This window comes from Micromonospora sp. NBC_01655, from assembly GCF_026339755.1.
In the GTDB taxonomy this organism is placed as follows: Bacteria; Actinomycetota; Actinomycetes; order Mycobacteriales; family Micromonosporaceae; genus Micromonospora.
In genome coordinates this window covers 6,421,116-6,437,701 of sequence record NZ_JAPEQF010000001.1, presented here as the reverse complement: position 1 = coordinate 6,437,701, position 16,586 = coordinate 6,421,116, and the positions used below count along the sequence as shown (strand labels likewise).

Annotated in this window: 13 protein-coding genes and 2 pseudogenes; 12 read left to right on the top strand and 3 right to left on the bottom strand. The window is 74.5% G+C overall.

Annotated elements, in window-relative coordinates; translation table 11 throughout:
• Positions 1-191: 191 nt before the first annotated feature.
• Positions 192-677 (top strand): hypothetical protein, encoded by a 486-nt coding sequence (locus tag OOK41_RS28340; protein WP_117665902.1) that lies wholly within the window; start codon positions 192-194, stop codon positions 675-677.
• Positions 678-721: 44 nt separating this feature from the next.
• Here OOK41_RS28340 and OOK41_RS28335 read toward each other — a convergent pair.
• From OOK41_RS28335 to OOK41_RS28325, 3 genes and pseudogenes are all read right to left on the bottom strand, one after another.
• A pseudogene (locus tag OOK41_RS28335) lies at positions 722-1,402 on the bottom strand (GlxA family transcriptional regulator); the annotation flags it as partial.
• 146 nt (positions 1,403-1,548) lie between these two features.
• Positions 1,549-2,442, bottom strand: coding sequence for an IS5 family transposase (locus OOK41_RS28330; RefSeq protein ID WP_117673546.1), 894 nt, complete (start codon positions 2,440-2,442; stop codon positions 1,549-1,551).
• Between the two features lie 115 nt (positions 2,443-2,557).
• Positions 2,558-2,842, bottom strand: coding sequence for a DUF427 domain-containing protein (locus OOK41_RS28325; RefSeq protein WP_117665904.1), 285 nt, complete (start codon positions 2,840-2,842; stop codon positions 2,558-2,560).
• A gap of 83 nt (positions 2,843-2,925) precedes the next feature.
• Between OOK41_RS28325 and OOK41_RS28320 the strand changes: the two genes are divergently transcribed.
• From OOK41_RS28320 to yidD, 11 genes and pseudogenes are all read left to right on the top strand, one after another.
• A complete protein-coding gene (locus OOK41_RS28320; protein ID WP_266267328.1) occupies positions 2,926-4,323 on the top strand; it encodes an FAD-binding oxidoreductase in 1,398 nt (465 codons plus the stop codon).
• Complete coding sequence (locus OOK41_RS28315; protein ID WP_266267327.1) at positions 4,320-5,663, top strand: class I SAM-dependent methyltransferase; 1,344 nt, start codon at positions 4,320-4,322, stop codon at positions 5,661-5,663. The genes OOK41_RS28320 and OOK41_RS28315 overlap by 4 nt, the downstream gene beginning before the upstream one ends.
• Before the next feature lie 94 nt (positions 5,664-5,757).
• Positions 5,758-6,318 carry a helix-turn-helix domain-containing protein gene (locus OOK41_RS28310; protein WP_117665909.1) on the top strand — a complete coding sequence of 187 codons (561 nt, stop codon included), beginning with the start codon at positions 5,758-5,760 and terminating at the stop codon, positions 6,316-6,318.
• Positions 6,311-7,159 carry an SRPBCC domain-containing protein gene (locus tag OOK41_RS28305; protein ID WP_117665911.1) on the top strand — a complete coding sequence of 283 codons (849 nt, stop codon included), beginning with the start codon at positions 6,311-6,313 and terminating at the stop codon, positions 7,157-7,159. Before OOK41_RS28310 ends, OOK41_RS28305 begins: the two co-directional genes overlap by 8 nt.
• A 97-nt stretch (positions 7,160-7,256) precedes the next feature.
• Positions 7,257-8,660: an MFS transporter gene (locus OOK41_RS28300; protein ID WP_266267326.1), complete on the top strand. Its 1,404-nt coding sequence runs from the start codon at positions 7,257-7,259 to the stop codon at positions 8,658-8,660.
• On the top strand, positions 8,657-9,787 hold the full coding sequence (locus tag OOK41_RS28295; protein WP_266267325.1) for a hypothetical protein: 1,131 nt from the start codon (positions 8,657-8,659) through the stop codon (positions 9,785-9,787). The genes OOK41_RS28300 and OOK41_RS28295 overlap by 4 nt, the downstream gene beginning before the upstream one ends.
• Positions 9,784-11,331: a hypothetical protein gene (locus tag OOK41_RS28290; protein WP_243639181.1), complete on the top strand. Its 1,548-nt coding sequence runs from the start codon at positions 9,784-9,786 to the stop codon at positions 11,329-11,331. Before OOK41_RS28295 ends, OOK41_RS28290 begins: the two co-directional genes overlap by 4 nt.
• Positions 11,332-11,549: 218 nt before the next feature.
• Entirely contained in the window at positions 11,550-13,769 is a 2,220-nt protein-coding gene (locus tag OOK41_RS28285; protein ID WP_266267324.1) for a bifunctional diguanylate cyclase/phosphodiesterase, read from the top strand.
• A gap of 17 nt (positions 13,770-13,786) precedes the next feature.
• Positions 13,787-13,988 (top strand): annotated as a pseudogene (locus OOK41_RS28280) (MerR family transcriptional regulator); the annotation flags it as partial.
• 862 nt (positions 13,989-14,850) lie between these two features.
• On the top strand, positions 14,851-16,020 hold the full coding sequence (locus tag OOK41_RS28275) for a hypothetical protein (protein ID WP_266267323.1): 1,170 nt from the start codon (positions 14,851-14,853) through the stop codon (positions 16,018-16,020).
• A gap of 59 nt (positions 16,021-16,079) precedes the next feature.
• Entirely contained in the window at positions 16,080-16,460 is a 381-nt protein-coding gene (gene yidD / locus OOK41_RS28270) for a membrane protein insertion efficiency factor YidD (RefSeq protein ID WP_266267322.1), read from the top strand.
• The last annotated feature ends 126 nt before the right edge of the window (positions 16,461-16,586 follow it).

Sequence of the window (16,586 nt, the reverse complement as noted above, 5' to 3'; positions counted from 1 at the left end):
GGCACGTGCGCCCGGCACCCCGGTCCGTATGCGCGGCCGGGATGGATCGGCTGGGCGGGGCGCGGGGCCGATGTCGTGAACGACTCAGCTCCAAAGGACCCGCAAGAGCACCGCGGCAGCCGGTCCCGTCCGGGTGAACCGGGGACGGTAGCCCGCCGGCGTCCGCCCGGCACCGGGGTTGACTGGGGGTCGTGGACAGCACGGGGTTGCGGCGGGCGTACGACGAGGTGCTCACCGAGGTGGACGCGGGCGGGTTCGAACCGCCGGGCGGCAGGGAGCTGAGCGCCGAGCAGATCGTGGCGCACCTGGCCGCCAACGACGAGCTGCTGGGCGAGGCCACCGAGGCGGTGCTGGCCGGGTCACCGTTCGCGTACTACGACCTGGAGACCGTGCACCGGCCGCAGCTCGACGCGCTGGTCGCCGAGTACGGTGGGCTGGCCGGGCTGGCCACCCTGCTCCGGGCCACCAGCCAGAAGCTCTGCGCGCTGGTGGACCGGCTGGGCCCGGCCGCGGCGCAGACGCCGGTCGATACCCGCCTGCACGAGGACATCGACCTGCGGGTCGACGAGACGCTGCCCTGGAGCCGGACCCTCGACCTGCACACCCGGGTGCACCTGCCCAAGCACCTCGCCCAGCTCCGCGCCCTGCGCCCGGAGCTGCACGCCCACCGCGGCTGACGACCGCGACGCCGCCCGCAAGCGGCGGGGGGCTAGACGCGCGGCCGGAAGGCGCGGCGGTACGCCGACGGGGAGACGCCGACGCGTTCGTGCAGGCGCTGGCGGAGGGCGGCGGCGGTGCCGAAGCCGGACCGGCGGGCCACCGCCTCGACGCTCAGGTCGGTCGTCTCCAGCAACAGCCGGGCGTGGTCGGTGCGCTGCTGGAGGAGCCACCGGGCCGGGCTGAGCCCGGTCTCCGAGCGGAAGTGCCGGGTGAAGGTGCGCACGTTCATCCGGGCGTGCGCGGCCAGCTCGCGCAGGGCCACCGGCTCGTCCAGCCGCTGCCGGGCCCACTCCCGGGTGGCGGCGGTTCCCGTGTCCGGGTTCCGGGGCACCGGCCGCTCGATGTACTGGGCCTGCCCGCCGTCGCGCCACGGCGGCACCACGCACCGCCGGGCCGCCCGGTTGGCCACCTCGCTGCCGTGGTCGGTGCGTACGACGTGCAGGCACAGGTCGATCCCGGCGGCGACCCCGGCCGAGGTCAGCACGTCGCCGCAGTCGATGAACAGCACCTCCGGGTCCAGCTCGACCCCCGGGTGCAGCCGGCGGAACTGGTCCGCGTACGCCCAGTGGGTGGTGGCCCGCAGCCCGTCCAGCAGCCCGGCGGCGGCGAGCAGGAACGCGCCCGTGCAGATCGACATGATCCGGGCACCCCGGGCGTGGGCGGCGCGTAGCGCCGCCGCCACGGGCGCTGTCGATCGCCGCCGCCGGGCTCTCCCTGCTGCTGCGGCGGCGGGGAGCCGCCGGGCCGCCGCCCGTGGCCGGGGCGCCGGCGACCCGGCCACCGGCCTGGAGCTACCGGGGTTGACCGCTAGGCCGTGTTTGGTAAGGGTCATAGCCATTGGTTGATCGCGGCGATGGTGATGGTGGCTTCGTAACGGACGGCGAGTTTGTCGTACCTGGTGGCCATGGCGCGGTGTTGTTTGAGCTGGTTGATGCCGCACTCGACGGCGTGACGCTGCCGGTAGACGACCGGATCGAACGCGGGCGGTCGGCCGCCTTTGGATCCCTTGGCCTTACGGTGGGCGTCCTGGTCGGCTTTGCTCGGGATGCACGCCTTGATCCCGCGAGCGCGGAGGTGACCACGGTTGCCTTTGCTGGTGTACGCCTTGTCAGCGAGGACCTGGTCCGGGCGAGTCCGCGGCCGGCCACCGCCGACCCGCTTCACGCGGATCTTGCGCAGGACCGGGATGAACTGCGGGCTGTCACCGCGCTGCCCGCCGGTGATCACCATTGCCAGGGGTTTGCGGCCCTGCTCGCACGCCAGATGCGTCTTGGTGGTCAGCCCGCCCCGGGACCGGCCCAGCCCATGATCGGCGGGTTCGGTCCGCAGCCCGCCCGGCGGTTCCTTCTGCAGGTGGCCGTCGCGGCGGGCGCCGGCCGCGTGCTGGTGCGCTCGGCTGACCGTCGAGTCGACGCTCACTGTCCAGTCGATTCTCCCGGCGGCGTCGGCGTCAGTTTGCAACTCGGCCAGGATCTTCGCCCAGGTGCCGTCGCGCTGCCAGCGCCGGAACCAGTCGTACAGGGTCTGCCAGGGTGGGTACGCTCCGGGCACGTCGCGCCACGGGGTTCCCGTGCGCACTCGCCACCGGATCCCGTCGATGATCTGCCGTTTGGTCCACTTGGGCGGTCGTCCCTTGCCCGAGCTGGCAGGCAGAGCGGGCTCCAGCACCGCCCACTGCGCGTCGGTGAGATCGTGCCGCCTCGTCGCCGCTACGCTGGGCACGAGGTCTCCGGTCGGTCTTCGGTTTGCTTGGTCGCTAACCGATCTACCGGAGACCTCAACCTTTATCGATCACCGCCACGCCGAAACCTCACGCCGACCCCTTACCAAACACGGCCTAGTCGAGGACCGTGACGTCCTTCCAGAACGCCACCCGGTCGCGCACCATCTCGGCATCCGGCTTCGGCTCCGGGTAGTACCAGACCGCGTCGGCGCTGGTCCGCCCGTCGTGCTCCAGTGTGTAGTAGGAGGCGGTGCCCTTCCAGGGGCAGAAGGTGTGCGTCGACGACTCCCGGACCAGGTCGTCGCGCAGGGCGGTGCGCGGGAAGTAGTGGTTGCCCTCGACCACCACCGTGTCGTCGCTCTCGGCGATCACCAGGTCGTTCCAGACGGCTCGCGGCATGCCTCCACCGTATGCCCCGTGACGTGGGAAAGGCCACCGTGGACGTCCCACCGGATCGAGCCCGTCGCGCGTACAGTGATCTCATGTGCGCTGTCCGTGTGGATCATGGAGTTGACCACGGCGGAGCGGTGGATCTGCTGCGGCGGTCGTACGCCGCGGTGCCCGCCGGTGAGACCGTTCGACTGGCCAAACGCACCTCGAACCTGTTCCGCCCGAGGTCGGCACCGAGCGCCCCCGGGCTGGACGTCAGCGGCCTCGGCGGGGTGATCGGGGTCGACCCCGAGGCGCGTACCGCCGACGTGCAGGGCATGTGCACCTACGAGCGGCTGGTCGACGCCACCCTGGCGCACGGGCTGATGCCGCTGGTGGTGCCGCAGTTGCGGACCATCACCCTGGGCGGCGCGGTGACCGGCCTCGGCATCGAGTCCACCTCGTTCCGGCACGGCCTGCCGCACGAGTCCGTCCTGGAGATGGACGTGCTCACCGGCGCGGGCGAGATCGTCGCCGCCCGCCCCGACGGGGAACACGCCGACCTCTTCGCCGCCTTCCCCAACTCGCTGGGCAGCCTCGGCTACGCCACCCGGCTGCGCATCGAACTCGCGCCCGTGCGCCGGTACGTGGCCCTGCGCAACGTCCGCTTCACCGACCTGACCGCGCTGACCGAGGCCGTCGGCGAGATCACCGCCACCCGGTCCTGGGCCGGGGAGCCGGTGGACGCGATGGACGGGGTGATGTTCAGCCCCGGCGAGGCGTACCTGGTGCTGGTGGCCTTCACCGACGACGCGCCGCGGGTCAGCGACTACACCGGCCAGGACATCTACTACCGCTCGCTGCGCCGGCTCACCCGCGACTGGCTGAGCACCTACGACTACCTCTGGCGCTGGGACACCGACTGGTTCTGGTGCTCGGCGGCGTTCGGGGTGCAGCACCCGGTCGTCCGGCGGGTCTGGCCGGCCCGCTGGCGGCGCAGCGACGTCTACCACCGCCTCGTCCGGCTGGAGCACCGGCACCAGGTCGCCGCGCGCATCGACCGGCTGCGCGGCCAGCCCGCCCGGGAGCGGGTGGTGCAGGACGTGGAGATCCCGCTGGAGGGCACCGCCGACTTCCTGCGCTGGTTCGCCCGCGAGGTGCGGATGTCCCCGGTCTGGCTCTGCCCGCTGCGGCTGCGCGATCCGGCCGGCCCCGGATCGGCCCGGGCCTGGCCGCTATATCCGCTGCATCCCGGCCAGAACTACGTCAACATCGGCTTCTGGGGAACCGTGCCGATCTCCGGGGGCGCCGCCGACGGCGACGTCAACCGGCTGATCGAGCGCGCGGTGTCCGACGCGGGCGGCCACAAGTCGCTCTACTCGGACGCGTACTACGACCGCGAGGCGTTCGACCGGCTCTACGGCGGCGACACCTGGCGCGCGGTGAAGGACCGTTACGACCCGGACCACCGGCTCACCGGACTTTACGAGAAGGCGGTAGCACGAAGATGAGCCTGACCGATCGAGAACAGGGGGCGGCGAGCGTCCCGTCCACCCCGCCGACGGGCGGCCTGCGCCCGGCCCCGACCGTGGCCGACGTGATCCGCGCCGTCACGGCCGGCCCCCTTCCGGTGCGGATCACCGGGTACGACGGCAGCGCCGTCGGCCCGGCCGACGCCGGGATCACCCTCTCCATCCGCTCGCAGCGGGGGCTGTCGTACCTGCTGACCGCCCCGGGCGACCTGGGCATGGCGCGGGCCTACGTCAGCGGCGACCTGGCGCTGAGCGGGGTTCACCTGGGCGACCCGTACGAGGCGCTGCGGGTGCTCAAGGACGAGCTGCGGATCCGCCCGCCGGCGCTGGCCGACGGGCTGGCCCTGGTGCGCGGGCTGGGCTGGGAGCGGCTGATGCCGCCGCCGCCCCCGCCCCAGGAGGCCGCGCCGCGCTGGAAGCGGGTGGTGAACGGGCTGCGCCACTCCCGGTCCCGGGACAGCACCGCCATCTCGCACCACTACGACGTCTCGAACGCCTTCTACGAGAAGGTGCTCGGCTCCTCGATGACGTACACCTGCGCGGTGTTCCGCGACCCCGACGACACGCTGGAGCAGGCCCAGGCCGCCAAGTACGACCTGGTCGCCGGGAAGCTCGCGCTCAAGCCGGGGATGCGGCTGCTCGACGTGGGCTGCGGCTGGGGCGGCATGGTCCGGCACGCGGCCCGCGAGTACGGGGTCAAGGCGCTGGGGGTGACCCTGTCGAGGGCGCAGGCGCAGTGGGCGCAGGCGGCGATCGAGCGGGAGGGGCTGACCGACCTCGCCGAGGTGCGGCATCTGGACTACCGGGACGCGCCGCGCGAGCAGTTCGACGCGGTCTCCTCGATCGGCCTGACCGAGCACATCGGAGTGCGCAACTACCCGGTCTACTTCGGCGCCCTGCGGGACCGGCTGCGGCCCGGGGGCCGGCTGCTCAACCACTGCATCACCCGCGCCGACAACCGGGCCCCGCACCGCTCCGGCGCGTTCATCGACCGGTACGTCTTTCCCGACGGCGAGCTGGCCGGCCCTGGCCGGCTGATCGGCGAGATCCACGACGCCGGGCTGGAGGTGCACCACGAGGAGAACCTGCGCCAGCACTACGCGCTGACCCTGGCGGGGTGGTGCCGCAACCTGGTGGCGAACTGGGACGAGTGCGTGGCCGAGGTCGGTGAGGGCACCGCCCGGGTGTGGGGCCTGTACATGGCCGGGTCGCGGCTGGCGTTCGAGCGCAACGAGATCCAGCTGCACCAGGTCCTCGCCACCCGCAACGGCCCGGCCGGGGTGAACGGCTACCCGCTGCGCCCGGACTGGACCGCCTGACCCACCGCACGATCGAAAGGGGCGGCCGTCCTCGGCCGCCCCTTTCGTCGAACCGATTGACAAACAGATTTTGTACGTACAAACTGATTTTGCCATGAGAGACGTCCTGTACCTCGAAGAGATGTCGCAGGCCGAGACCCTGCTCAAGCCGCAGCGGGTCGAGGTGCTGCGGCAGCTCGCCGACCCGGGCACCTGCACCGAGGTCGCCAACCGGCTGGGGCAGACCCCGCAGCGGGTCTACTACCACGTCAAGCAGCTCGTCGCGGCCGGCCTGGCCGAGCAGGTGGCCGAGCGCAGGGTGCGCGGCATCAGCGAGGGCATCTACCAGGCCGTCGCCCGGTCCTACTGGCTCTCGCCCCGGCTCGTCGGCCGGATCGGCGGGCTGCGTCGGGCCCGCGACGAGCTGAGCCTCGGCCACCTGCTCGACCTCATGGAGGAGGTCCAGGCGGACGTGGCCGCCCTGGACCGGGCCGCCCCCGAGCTGCCCTCGATCGGGGTCGCCGGGGAGATCCGGGTGCCGGCCGAGCGCCGGCAGGAATTCCTCGCCGACCTGCGCACCACCCTGCAAGACCTGTTCACCCGCTACGGGGGCGCCGAGGGGGACGCCTTCAAGCTCGCCGTGGCCTGCTATCCCAAGGGAGAAGACCGTGACTGAACCGATGATCCTGCGCGCCCGGCTCGCCGCGCCCGTGGCGGCCGTCCACCGCGCCCTCACCGACCCGGCCGAGCTGCGCGTCTGGCTGGCCGAGCACGCCGAGGTGGAACTGCCTGACCGGTACGCGTTCTGGGGGCGGTACACGCCGGAGGGCGATGCCCCGCACCAGCGGCTACTGCACGTCGACGAGCGTGTACTGCGCTTCGCCTGGCTGCTCGACGGGGTGGAGACCACCACCGAGATCGCGCTGGAGCCGGAGGGGGAGTCGACGATCCTCACCCTGCGGCAGAGCCACTTCGACTTCGCCGAGGCGATGAGTGGCAGCTCGATCCGGGGCGTGCTCCAGACGTACTGGTCGCTGGCGATCGCGAACCTGGCGGCCCGGCTGGAGGGCCGCGCGCTGCTGCCGCGCACCGACTTCACCTCCGCCGACCTGCGCGGCGAACTGCTCATCGCCGCCCCGCTGTCGAAGGTGTACGAGTCGCTGACCGACTCGGCGCAGGCCAGCGCCTGGTTCGGGTACCCGATCGGCATCGAGCCCTGGGTCGGCGGCCGGTACGCCATGGGCGGCTTCGAGACCGGGTACGCGGCGAAGGTGGTCGACCTGGACCCGGGCCGGCGGATGTCGGTCGACTGGGGCCCGACCGGCGTCACCACCTGGGAGCTGGCCGAGTCCCAGGGGAAGACCAAGCTCACCTTCGTGCAGAGCGGCTTCGACGAGCAGAACCCGCCGTACGCGGCGTGGAGCGGGACGGTCTCCGGCTTCGGCGAGCTGGTCCGGTACCACGAGATGTCCGACTGGCAGCCGATCTGGCTCCCGGAGCCCACCCCGGTCGCCTGACCGGCCGGGCCCCCCGTCACCGCGCCCCGGCGGGCGGGGGGCCCGCCCCGACACCGGCGGCACTACGCTGGGACGGCCGCGACGAACGGGGAGAATCGTGCGCAACCATCCGGCCGTCGTGCTGGTAGCCGTGCTGCTGTCCACCGTGTCGTTACCCATCTCGCTGACCGGTGCCTCGGTCGCGCTGCCGGAGATCGGCCGCGACCTCGACGCCGGGCTGGCCGGGGTGCAGTGGGTGGTCAACGGCTACAACGCCACCTTCGCCAGCTTCATGCTCGCCACCGGCGCGCTCGCCGACCTGTTCGGCCGCCGCCGGGTCTACGCCACCGGCCTGGTGATCTTCGCCGTCACCGGGCTGGCCGGCGCGGCGGCCGGGAACATCGTGCTGCTCGACGCCGTCCGGGCGCTCGCCGGCATCGGGGCCGCCGCCGCCGCGACCAGCGCCTCCGCCCTGCTCGCGGACACGTTCCAGGGCCCGGCGCGGGCCCGCGCGTTCAGCCTGTTCGGCACGGCCCTCGGCGTCGGCCTCGCGTTCGGCCCGTCGATCGCCGGGCTGCTGATCGAGGCGTTCGGCTGGCGGGCGGTGTTCGCCTTCCCGGCGCTGGCCACCTGCGCGGTGCTCGCCCTGGTCCCGCTGCTGCCGGAGTCCCGGCCGCCGCGCGCCGGCCGGCTCGACTGGCCGGGCACCGTGTCGTTCACCGCCGCGCTGCTGCTGCTCATCTTCGGCTTCGTGCAGGGGCCGGAGTTCGGCTGGTCCGCCCCGGTGATCGTGGCCGCCTTCGTGGCGGCGGTGGCCCTGCTGGCCCTCTTCACCCGGGTGGAGCGCCGCCGCGCCGAGCCCATGTTCGACCTGGCCCTGCTGGCCAGCCCCCGGTTCGTCGGCATCTGCCTGGCGGCGGCCACCATCGTGTCGGTCATGGTGCCGCTGCTCGTCTACCTACCGTCCTACCTGACCACTGTGGTCGGGCTGAGCCCGGGCGCGGCCGGCGGGACGCTGATCCTGCTCACCGCGCCGACCCTGGTGCTGCCGCTGCTCGGCGGCGCGTTGACCCGGGTGGTGCCGGCCCCGGCGGTGATCGTGGCATCGGTGGCCGTGGTGGCGTTCGGCGCCGCCTGGGCCACGGTGCTCGCCCCGGACAGCAGCGCCGCGACGCTGGCCGGGCCGCTGCTGACGATGGGGGTGGGCGGCGGGCTCTCCATCGGGTTGCTCGACGCCATCGCGATCGGCAGCGTCGCGCCCGACCGGGCGGCGACCGGCGCCGGGATGATCAACACCGCCCGGCTGGCCAGCGAGACGGTCGCCATCGCGGTGGTCGGCGCGGTGCTGGCCAGCACCACCGCCGGTCGGCTCGCCGACCCGGGCTTCACCGGCGGCCTGCGTACCGTGCTCTGGGTGATGGCCGGGGCGGCGCTGGCCGCCACCGCCACGGTCGCCGTGCTGGTGCGGCGCGGCGCGGCCCGCGCCGAACCGGCGGAGAGGGCCTATCGTGGCGTGTCGTGACGAGCACCGCGCAGCGACTGGCCGAGATCCGGGGCGACGTCCCACCGCGCCGGCACAACGCCCGAACGATCGCCGCCCTGACCGGCAACCCCGGCTGCGCCCGCCGGGCCGTGCTGGACAGCGCGGGGGTGGACAAGCCGAAGCTGGCCGAGCGGGTCGGCTTCCCGGCCCGGTTCGGCCAGTCCCGGTTCGCGATCACCCGGGGCAACGCGTTCGAGGCACAGGTCAAGGCCGACGGCGGGGCCGAGCTGCTGCGGCTGGTCGCCGAGCGGCTCGGCGTCGACCCGGGCGGCCCGGCGACCTGGACCGACCTCGGCGCCGACGACCGGCCCGGCCAACCCGGCCAACCCGGCCAACCTGACCGGTCCGCGCGGTCCCGGGCCGCGCTGGCCGCCGCCGCGCCGACCGGCGCGGGCGACGACCCGGCCGCCCTGTTCGACCACCCGCTGCTCGGCCTGGACGTCGCCGGCCAGCGGGTGCACCTGGAGCCGGACCTGGTCGCCGCCCGGCTCGCCGGCCGGTTCCACGTGGTCGAGGTCAAGTCGTTCCCGGTGATCGACGGTCAGGCCGACCCGGGCAAGGTGGCCGCCGCCGCGATCCAGTCCGCCGTCTACGTGCTGGCCCTGCGCGAGCTGCTCGCCGCCGAGGGGCACGACCCGGAGCTGGTCTCCTCGGACGTGCTGCTGGTCTGCCCGCGCGACTTCGCCAACCAGCCGGTGGCCAGTCTCGTCGACGTGCGCAAGCAGTTGCTGGTGCTGCGCCGGCAGCTCGACCGGATGGCCCGGATCGACGACCTGCTGGCCGAGGTGCCGGCCGGCTTCACCGCCGATCCCGCGGCCGACCCGGCCGACCTGCGCCGGTCCCTGCTGTCGGTGCCGGCCCGCTACGCGCCGGAGTGCCTGGCCGCGTGCGAGCTGGCGTACTTCTGCCGGCACGCCACCCGCGCCGAGACGGCGACGCTGGGCCGGCCGGTCCGCGAGGCGCTCGGCGGGGTGGCGACCGTGGCGGAGGCGCTCGCGCTGGCCGCCGGGGAGCACGCCGGCGAGCCGGAACAGGCGGAGGCCGCCGCGCTGCTGCGGGCCGCGGCCCGGCTGCGCGCCGACGCCCTGGCCGGGCAGACCGCATGAGTACGCTGCGCGCGCTCGCCAAGGCCCAGGCGCTCGCCGCCGGGGTGGCCCAGCCGGTGGCCACCGTCCGGCACCTGCACCTGTCGCCCCGGCCGCTGGTGCTGGTGTCGCTGGCCATGGCCGGCGAGGCCAACGCACCCCTCGCGGCGCTGGTCGGCGCCGCCCCGGACGATGCCCGGCTGCTGATCGTGCCGCAGCCCCGCAACCGGGACCAGCGCTTCGCGTTCGCCGCCGAGCTGGCCGGGATCGTGCTGCCCTACCTGGACTCCTTCCGGGGAGTGTCCGAGGCCGTCGCGGTGGACCGGGGCAGGGACGTCCGGCACCGGTACGTCGACGCGCCGCAACTGCTGGTGCCGAACCCGGCCGGGGTGACGTTCCTGCGGCTGTTCGGCCGCTCCACCCGGTTCCGCCGGCCCGACGGCGAGTACCCGGTGCACCCGGCGGTGCCGCTGCTCGGGCGCTGGCTGACCTTCTTCGCCGAGCGGGCCGAGCACCCCGGCTCGTCAGCGCTGTTGGCGATGACCGAGGCGCTGACCCTGCACTGGGCGACCGGGCAGAGCGCGGTGGAGGACCTGCACCTGCCGGCGGTGCTCGGCTGGCTCGACCCGCCGCCGGGGCTGGACGGCGCGCGGGCGGCGGCGCGGGCCGAGGACCCGGCGTGCTGCCCACCCGCCGGCCCGGCCACCGACCCGGAGTTCGACAACCGGGTGCTCGCCCCGGCCGTCGCCGCGTACGCCGACGCGGCCGACGACGAGGCCGCCCGGCGGTCCGCGTACGCGGAGCTGGAGCGGGTCCTGCGCGGCCAGCTCACGCCCACCTGGGAGCTGATGTGGCGCGGCGTGGGGCTGCTCGCCGCGCTGCCGCCCGGCGCTCGGGTCGAGGGGCGCTGGGCCGGCGACCGGGACGCCTTCACCGCGCACGCCGAGCACGTCGACGCCGGCGGCGGGCCGCAGCCGCGCCGGGACGGGGCGGTGGCCGCAGCCGTACGCCTGCACCGGCTGGAGCGGGCCGGCACCTCCTACGCGGTCCAGCGCGCCTACGACGACCCGCTGGTGATGGCCGAGCACCGGCTGACCGGGGAGGCGTTCGTCGGGGACGTGACGTTGGCCGACCCGAGGCGGGTGGACGACACCGGGAAACGGCCGGTGCTGCGGCCCCGCATCCAGGTGGTCACCACCGAGCCGGTGGCGGTGCCGGTGGGCGCGACGCTGTACTCGCCGGCCCGGCCGGGCCAGAAGGCGAAGGTGGTCTTCCTGACCCCGGCGGCCGACGGCAAGACCGAGGTGGTGCTGGAGCTCTCCGGCGGGATGGGCCGAGGGCTCACGGCCCCGCCGGGAACCGTGCCGGAGGTGGGGGAGCGGCTCTGCCTCACCACCCTGTCGGACGCGTTCCTGCCGGCGGGCGCGTTCCCGGCTCCCGAGGAGACCCCGTGGACCCACGGCGGCCCCCCGGCCGCCGCCCCCGCCCCGGCGGATCCCGTTCCGGCTGGCCACGCTCCGGTCGGTCCCGGCTCCGACGGCGACCCTTCGGAGGAGTGGGCCTGACCACCTCCACCCCGGACCGGCGCCGGACGGCCCGGACGGCCCTGGCGGCCCGCCCGGCGGCTGGCTACTCTTTCGTCGTTCGCCGTCAACGACCGGTCCTCACCGTCGAGGTGCGCGAAGGAGAGGAAGCCGGAGCGACCACTGTGCTGCCCCACGACGCGCCTCACCCCCGCACGACCCCCGCCGGGGTGCACCGGCCCGGTCGGGCCGGACTCGTCGTGGCCGCGATCGTCCTGCTCACCGAGGCGGTCTGGCTGGTCGCCCGCCTGCCCGGCACGGCCCTGGTCAGCGACCTCGGCGCGGTCGCCGTGGCGGGCTGGGCCGGGTACGCGTGCGTCGCCGCGGCCCGCCGGCACCCCGCGCCGCTGCGCCGGTTCTGGGCGCTGCTCGCGGCCACCATGGGCCTCGCCGCGCTCGGCCGGACAGTGTGGACGGTGCAGCGGCTCGGCGGGGACGGCCTGCCGCACACCCCGCTGATCGGGTCGCTGTTCACCCTCGGCATCGTCACCGGCACCGCCGCGCTGCTCTGCTCCTTCGCCGCCCCGCGCAGCGCCGTCGGGCGGGCCCGGACGGTGCTGGACGGCGTCATCGTCGGGCTAGCCCTCATCCCGATCGGCTGGGTGGTGGTGTTCCGCGACATCGCCGCCGCCGACCTCGCCGACCCGCTGCGCACCTTCGGGCTGCTCTACCCGATGCTCGACCTGATGCAGTTGACCATCCTGGTCGCGGTGGCCGGCCCAGCCCGGCCGATGTGGCGCCCGCTGACCCTGATCGGGGCCAGCCTCGCCACCCGGGCGGTCGCCGACGCCGCGTACGTCTCGCTCGTCGCGCACGGCGGCTACGCCCCCGGCCACCCGATCGACGTCTGCTGGCCGCTGAGCTATCTGTTGATCGGTGCCGCCAGCCGGTACCCGCTGCCCCCGGCCTCCGACGACGCCGAGGAGCCCACCGAGTCGCCGCTGCCGCCCTGGTGGCGGGTCGCCCTGCCGTACCTGCCGGTGGGTGGGGCGGTCGTGGCGGTGATGCTGGCCCGGCGGCCCACCGGGCAGACCCCGCACCTGGTCTTCGTCGGCATGATGGCGTTGCTCGGCGTCCTGGCGCTGCGGCAGGGGCTGGCCGCCAACGAGAACCTCCGGCTGGTCGCCCGGCTGCGCCGGCTCGCCTACATCGACCAGCTCACCGGCCTGCCGAACCGGCTGATGTTCACCCGCCGGCTGCGCCGGGCACTGCGCGACGAGGCCCCGGTCGCCGTGCTGCTGCTGGACCTGGACGGCTTCAAGCAGGTCAACGACCGGTTCGGGCACAGCGCCGGTGACAGCTTGCTGACCAGTATCGCCGGCCGGATGGCGCGGGCCGTGGCCGACGACGGGAGCATCGCCCGCCTCGGCGGCGACGAGTTCGCCGTCCTCCTCGACGGCGACCGGCAGGTCCGGCCGGAGCGGGTGGCCGAGCGGCTGCTCGCCGCCCTGCAACCCTCCGCCGGGGAGGAGGAGGCGGGCGTGCACCCCTCGGCCAGCATCGGCATCGCCGAGTACGGCCCGCAGCACGCCTCCCACACCGACCTGCTCCGCGACGCCGACATCGCCATGTACGCCGCCAAGGCGGGCGGCAAGTCCGCGTACCGCACCTGCACCCCTGCCCTGCGGGAGGCGACGGTGAGTCGGGCCGAGCTGATCGCCGACCTGCGCCGCGCCGTCGACGAGGAGCAACTGCACCTGGAGTACCAGCCGATCGTCGACCTGGCCACCGGCGAGGTGCGCAGCGCCGAGGCGCTGGTGCGCTGGCGGCACCCCCGGCTGGGGCTGCTCACCCCGGCGCGGTTCCTGCCGCTGGCCGAGGAGACCGGGCTGATCCTGCCGATCGACCGGTGGGTGATCCACGAGGCGTGCCGGGCCGCCGCCACCTGGCGGGACCGCGCCCCCGAGGCGACCGTCGCGGTGAACATCGCCGCCGCGCACCTGCGCCGGCCGGACCTGATCGCCACCGTCACCGCGGCCACCGCCGGTGCCGGCCTGGCACCCCGCGCGCTGACCCTGGAGCTGACCGAGTCGGCGCTGATCGACGGCAGCGACACGGTGCTGGACCGGCTGCGCCAGCTCCGCGAGCTGGGCATCCGGATCGCGATCGACGACTTCGGCACCGGCTACTCGTCGTTGAGCTACCTGCACCACATCCCGGCCACGGAGCTGAAGATCGACCGGTCGTTCGTGGCCCGGCTCGGCGAGGACGCCCGCGCTTATGCGACGGTGGAGATGGTGACCCGGTTGGCCGGGGCGTTCGACCTGACCGTGGTCGCCGAGGGGGTGGAGACCGACGGGCAGCACGCGGCGGTCACCGCGATCGGCTGCGTCCACGGCCAGGGCTGGCGGTACGGCCGCCCCACCAACCTCGCCGACCTGCGCTCCGCCTTCACCCCGTTGCCGCAGAGTCAGGGTTGACCCTCACGCTGCGGCAGATCCTCGACGACCCGCACGCCCGGCCCGGCGGCGCACCTGCGCCGGCAGCACGACCTGCTCACCGGGCGGATCGGGAAGCTCCAGGACATGGTCGCGGCGATCGAGCTCGCGATGGAGGCGAGAAGGATGAACCTCAGACTGACCCCGCAGGAGCGGTTCGAGGTCTTCGGTGACTTCGACCCCGACATGCACGCCGAGGAACATGGCCGACGAGCAGTTCACCGCATACTTCGAGAAACATCCGCCCCGGGATGGCCACCTACGTAAGCGAGGCGATCCACGCCAACGCGATCACCCGGGCCTGATCCGTCACCCGCCCTGGCCAGCACCGGGCCTGGCAAGCACCGGGCCTGACAAGCACCGGGCCTGGCCAGCACCGGGCCTGACCGGCGAGCGTCGTGCCGGCGGGGCTGGGCCGGCCGGGGCAGGCACACCTTCGCGGGCCCTTTGGAGCTGAGTCGTCTGCGACATCACGGCCGGGGTGTTGGTGGGAGGGGTGGAACCGCGCCGATGGCCGATCCCGGTGATGCGTTTGGAACATCAGCTCCAAAGGGCACCGGTGGGGCAATGGCGGGGACAGGATCGGGGCGGATCCCGGATCGGGGCGGGGACCGGGATCCGGCCCGGTCCCCGCCGACCGCGACCGCGACCCGGTCTCCGCGACACCGACACTCGGCCCGACTACCGGCCCGACACTCGGCCCGACTACCGGCCCGACACTCGGCCCGACTACCGGCCCGACACTCGGCCCGACTACCGGCCCGACAACCGGCCCCGACAGGCGGGCGCTGATCCGGGCCGGTCACGGGTCCCCCTTCGCGTCGGTGCTGCCGGCGCGGCGTCGCGACCCGGCTGGGCTGCCATTTACCCAGCGGCCCACCGATCCACACGGCACCGCCGAGCACCACCGGCGGAACGTGAATCGGTGCGGTGTCATCCGCTTCTTGTCGGTTCTTGTCCACCGATCAGGTGATTCGCCCGCTTCTACGGGGCCGTCCCGCCGGTCGGCACCGTTGATCCGGATGACACCCCGGCTGGTGGCTCGCGCGGCGAAGGAGTCGGCGTGGCGAAGACTGATTCGACGGGTTCCACGTGGCGGTACCGCTGGGCGTACCGGCAGAACGAACGACGACGGCGGACGTACCGCGACGCCGAGCAGGCGTGGCGGCGGCGCGCGGAGGAGCTGCGGCGGCTGCGCGCGGCGGCGGTCGACTTCGGCCGGCGCGCGACGGCGGGCGCCGGCCTGCCCCTCGCACTCGCCCCCGGCGAGCGGGTCCACTGGGCGCTGCCCGCCGCGCAACTGGTCGAGCTGCGGCACACCGCCGTGCTGCCCGCTCCCGACCTCGGCGTCGATCCGGACCAGCCGTCGCTGCACCAGCGGCGCCCCGACGGGGTCAAGGTCACCGACGCAGGGATCGCCGTGGTCACCGACCGCCGGCTGGTCCTGCTCGGCGGGCGCGGCCGGCGCGACTGGGCGTACGGGAGGATGACCGGGCTGGCCCACGACCCGGCGGCGCCGGTGACGCTGATCCAGGTCCTGGACCGGCGGCGCACCTCCGGGCTGCTGCTGCCCGCCGAGGCCGCCGCCGAGTTCCGGTTCACCCTCACCCTGGCCTTCGCCGACGCCATCGAGCAGCGGGGGGCCGTGCTCGCCCAGCTCGACGAGCTGATCGCCGAGCACGACCAGACCCGGCCGTTCCGCCCGGCCATCGCCACCCCCGGCCAGGCGCGGCTCACCGCCCGGCTGCCGGGCGGCCGGCGTACCGTCGCGGTGGCCGCCGCCGCGGTGCTGCTGGTGCCCGCGGTGCTCCTGGAGTCCGACCCCCCGGTGCGGCCCGGCTCGGATGTCGCCGCCGCCGCGACCGCCGCCCTCACCCCCACCCCGGCCCCGGCCCCGACCCCGACCCGGGCGCCGACGGCGCGCCCGACCTCCCGCGCCGCTGCCGTCGGCCGGGCGGCCCTCGAACAGCCCCGGCGCGGCACCGGGTCACCCACCCCGGAACGCGACGGGCTCTGCGGCGCCCCGGCCAACCCGTTCGGGTACGACTACTGCGGCGGCTCCCGCATCCGCAAGCCGGACGTGCGGGTGTGCGACTACTTCGACTGCGGGCAGGACTTCTGGGCCGGGAAGGGTTATCTGGTGCAGTGCCGCGACGGCGCGTTCAGCCTCACCGGCGGTCGTGCCGACGCGTGCGCCACCCACGACGGCCTGCGCCGCACCGTCTGGACCTGAGCCCGCCGTCCCGGGCCGCCGGGGTGCGGGGGTGGCGCGGGTGTCGCATCATCAGCGGCGTGATCAATCTGAAGCGGGACCACCACCGCAAGAAGAAGCGGCGCGGCGACAACTCCTGCTCCGACTGCGACTGCGACTGCGACGGTCCGGACTGCTGCGACTTCGGGCTCTTCTCGTTCATGCTCACCCTCGGCTCGGTGGCCGCCGGGGCCACCCGGGCGCCGGTCGTCGACCGGGCCGGCCGGGCCGCCATCCTCGGCTACCGGCGCTGGCTGTCGCACCGCTGGCCGGGCCAGTGCCGCTACACCCCGACGTGCAGCGCGTACGGGCTGACCGCCGTCGAGCGGTACGGGCTGGCCGTGGGCGGGCGGATGGCCGCCGAGCGGTTGCGCCGCTGCAAGCCCGCCGTGCCCCCGGGCACCCACGACCCGGTCCGCTGACCGCCCGTTTCCTGCGTCCAGCCCGGCTCCGGCCGTTCCGGCGGCCGGAGCCGGCGTGCTTTGTGTCGAGGCGAGGCGAGGCTAGGGCCGGGCTGCGACAGTTCCGTCTTCGCCGAGCCGACGCAC

Coding starts and splice junctions, on each gene's coding strand:
- OOK41_RS28315 (WP_266267327.1), top strand. CDS start 4,320: ATGAGCCTGACCGATCGAGAACAGGGGGCGGCGAGCGTCCCGTCCACC.
- OOK41_RS28325 (WP_117665904.1), bottom strand. CDS start 2,842: ATGCCGCGAGCCGTCTGGAACGACCTGGTGATCGCCGAGAGCGACGAC.
- OOK41_RS28310 (WP_117665909.1), top strand. CDS start 5,758: ATGAGAGACGTCCTGTACCTCGAAGAGATGTCGCAGGCCGAGACCCTG.
- OOK41_RS28320 (WP_266267328.1), top strand. CDS start 2,926: ATGTGCGCTGTCCGTGTGGATCATGGAGTTGACCACGGCGGAGCGGTG.
- OOK41_RS28290 (WP_243639181.1), top strand. CDS start 9,784: ATGAGTACGCTGCGCGCGCTCGCCAAGGCCCAGGCGCTCGCCGCCGGG.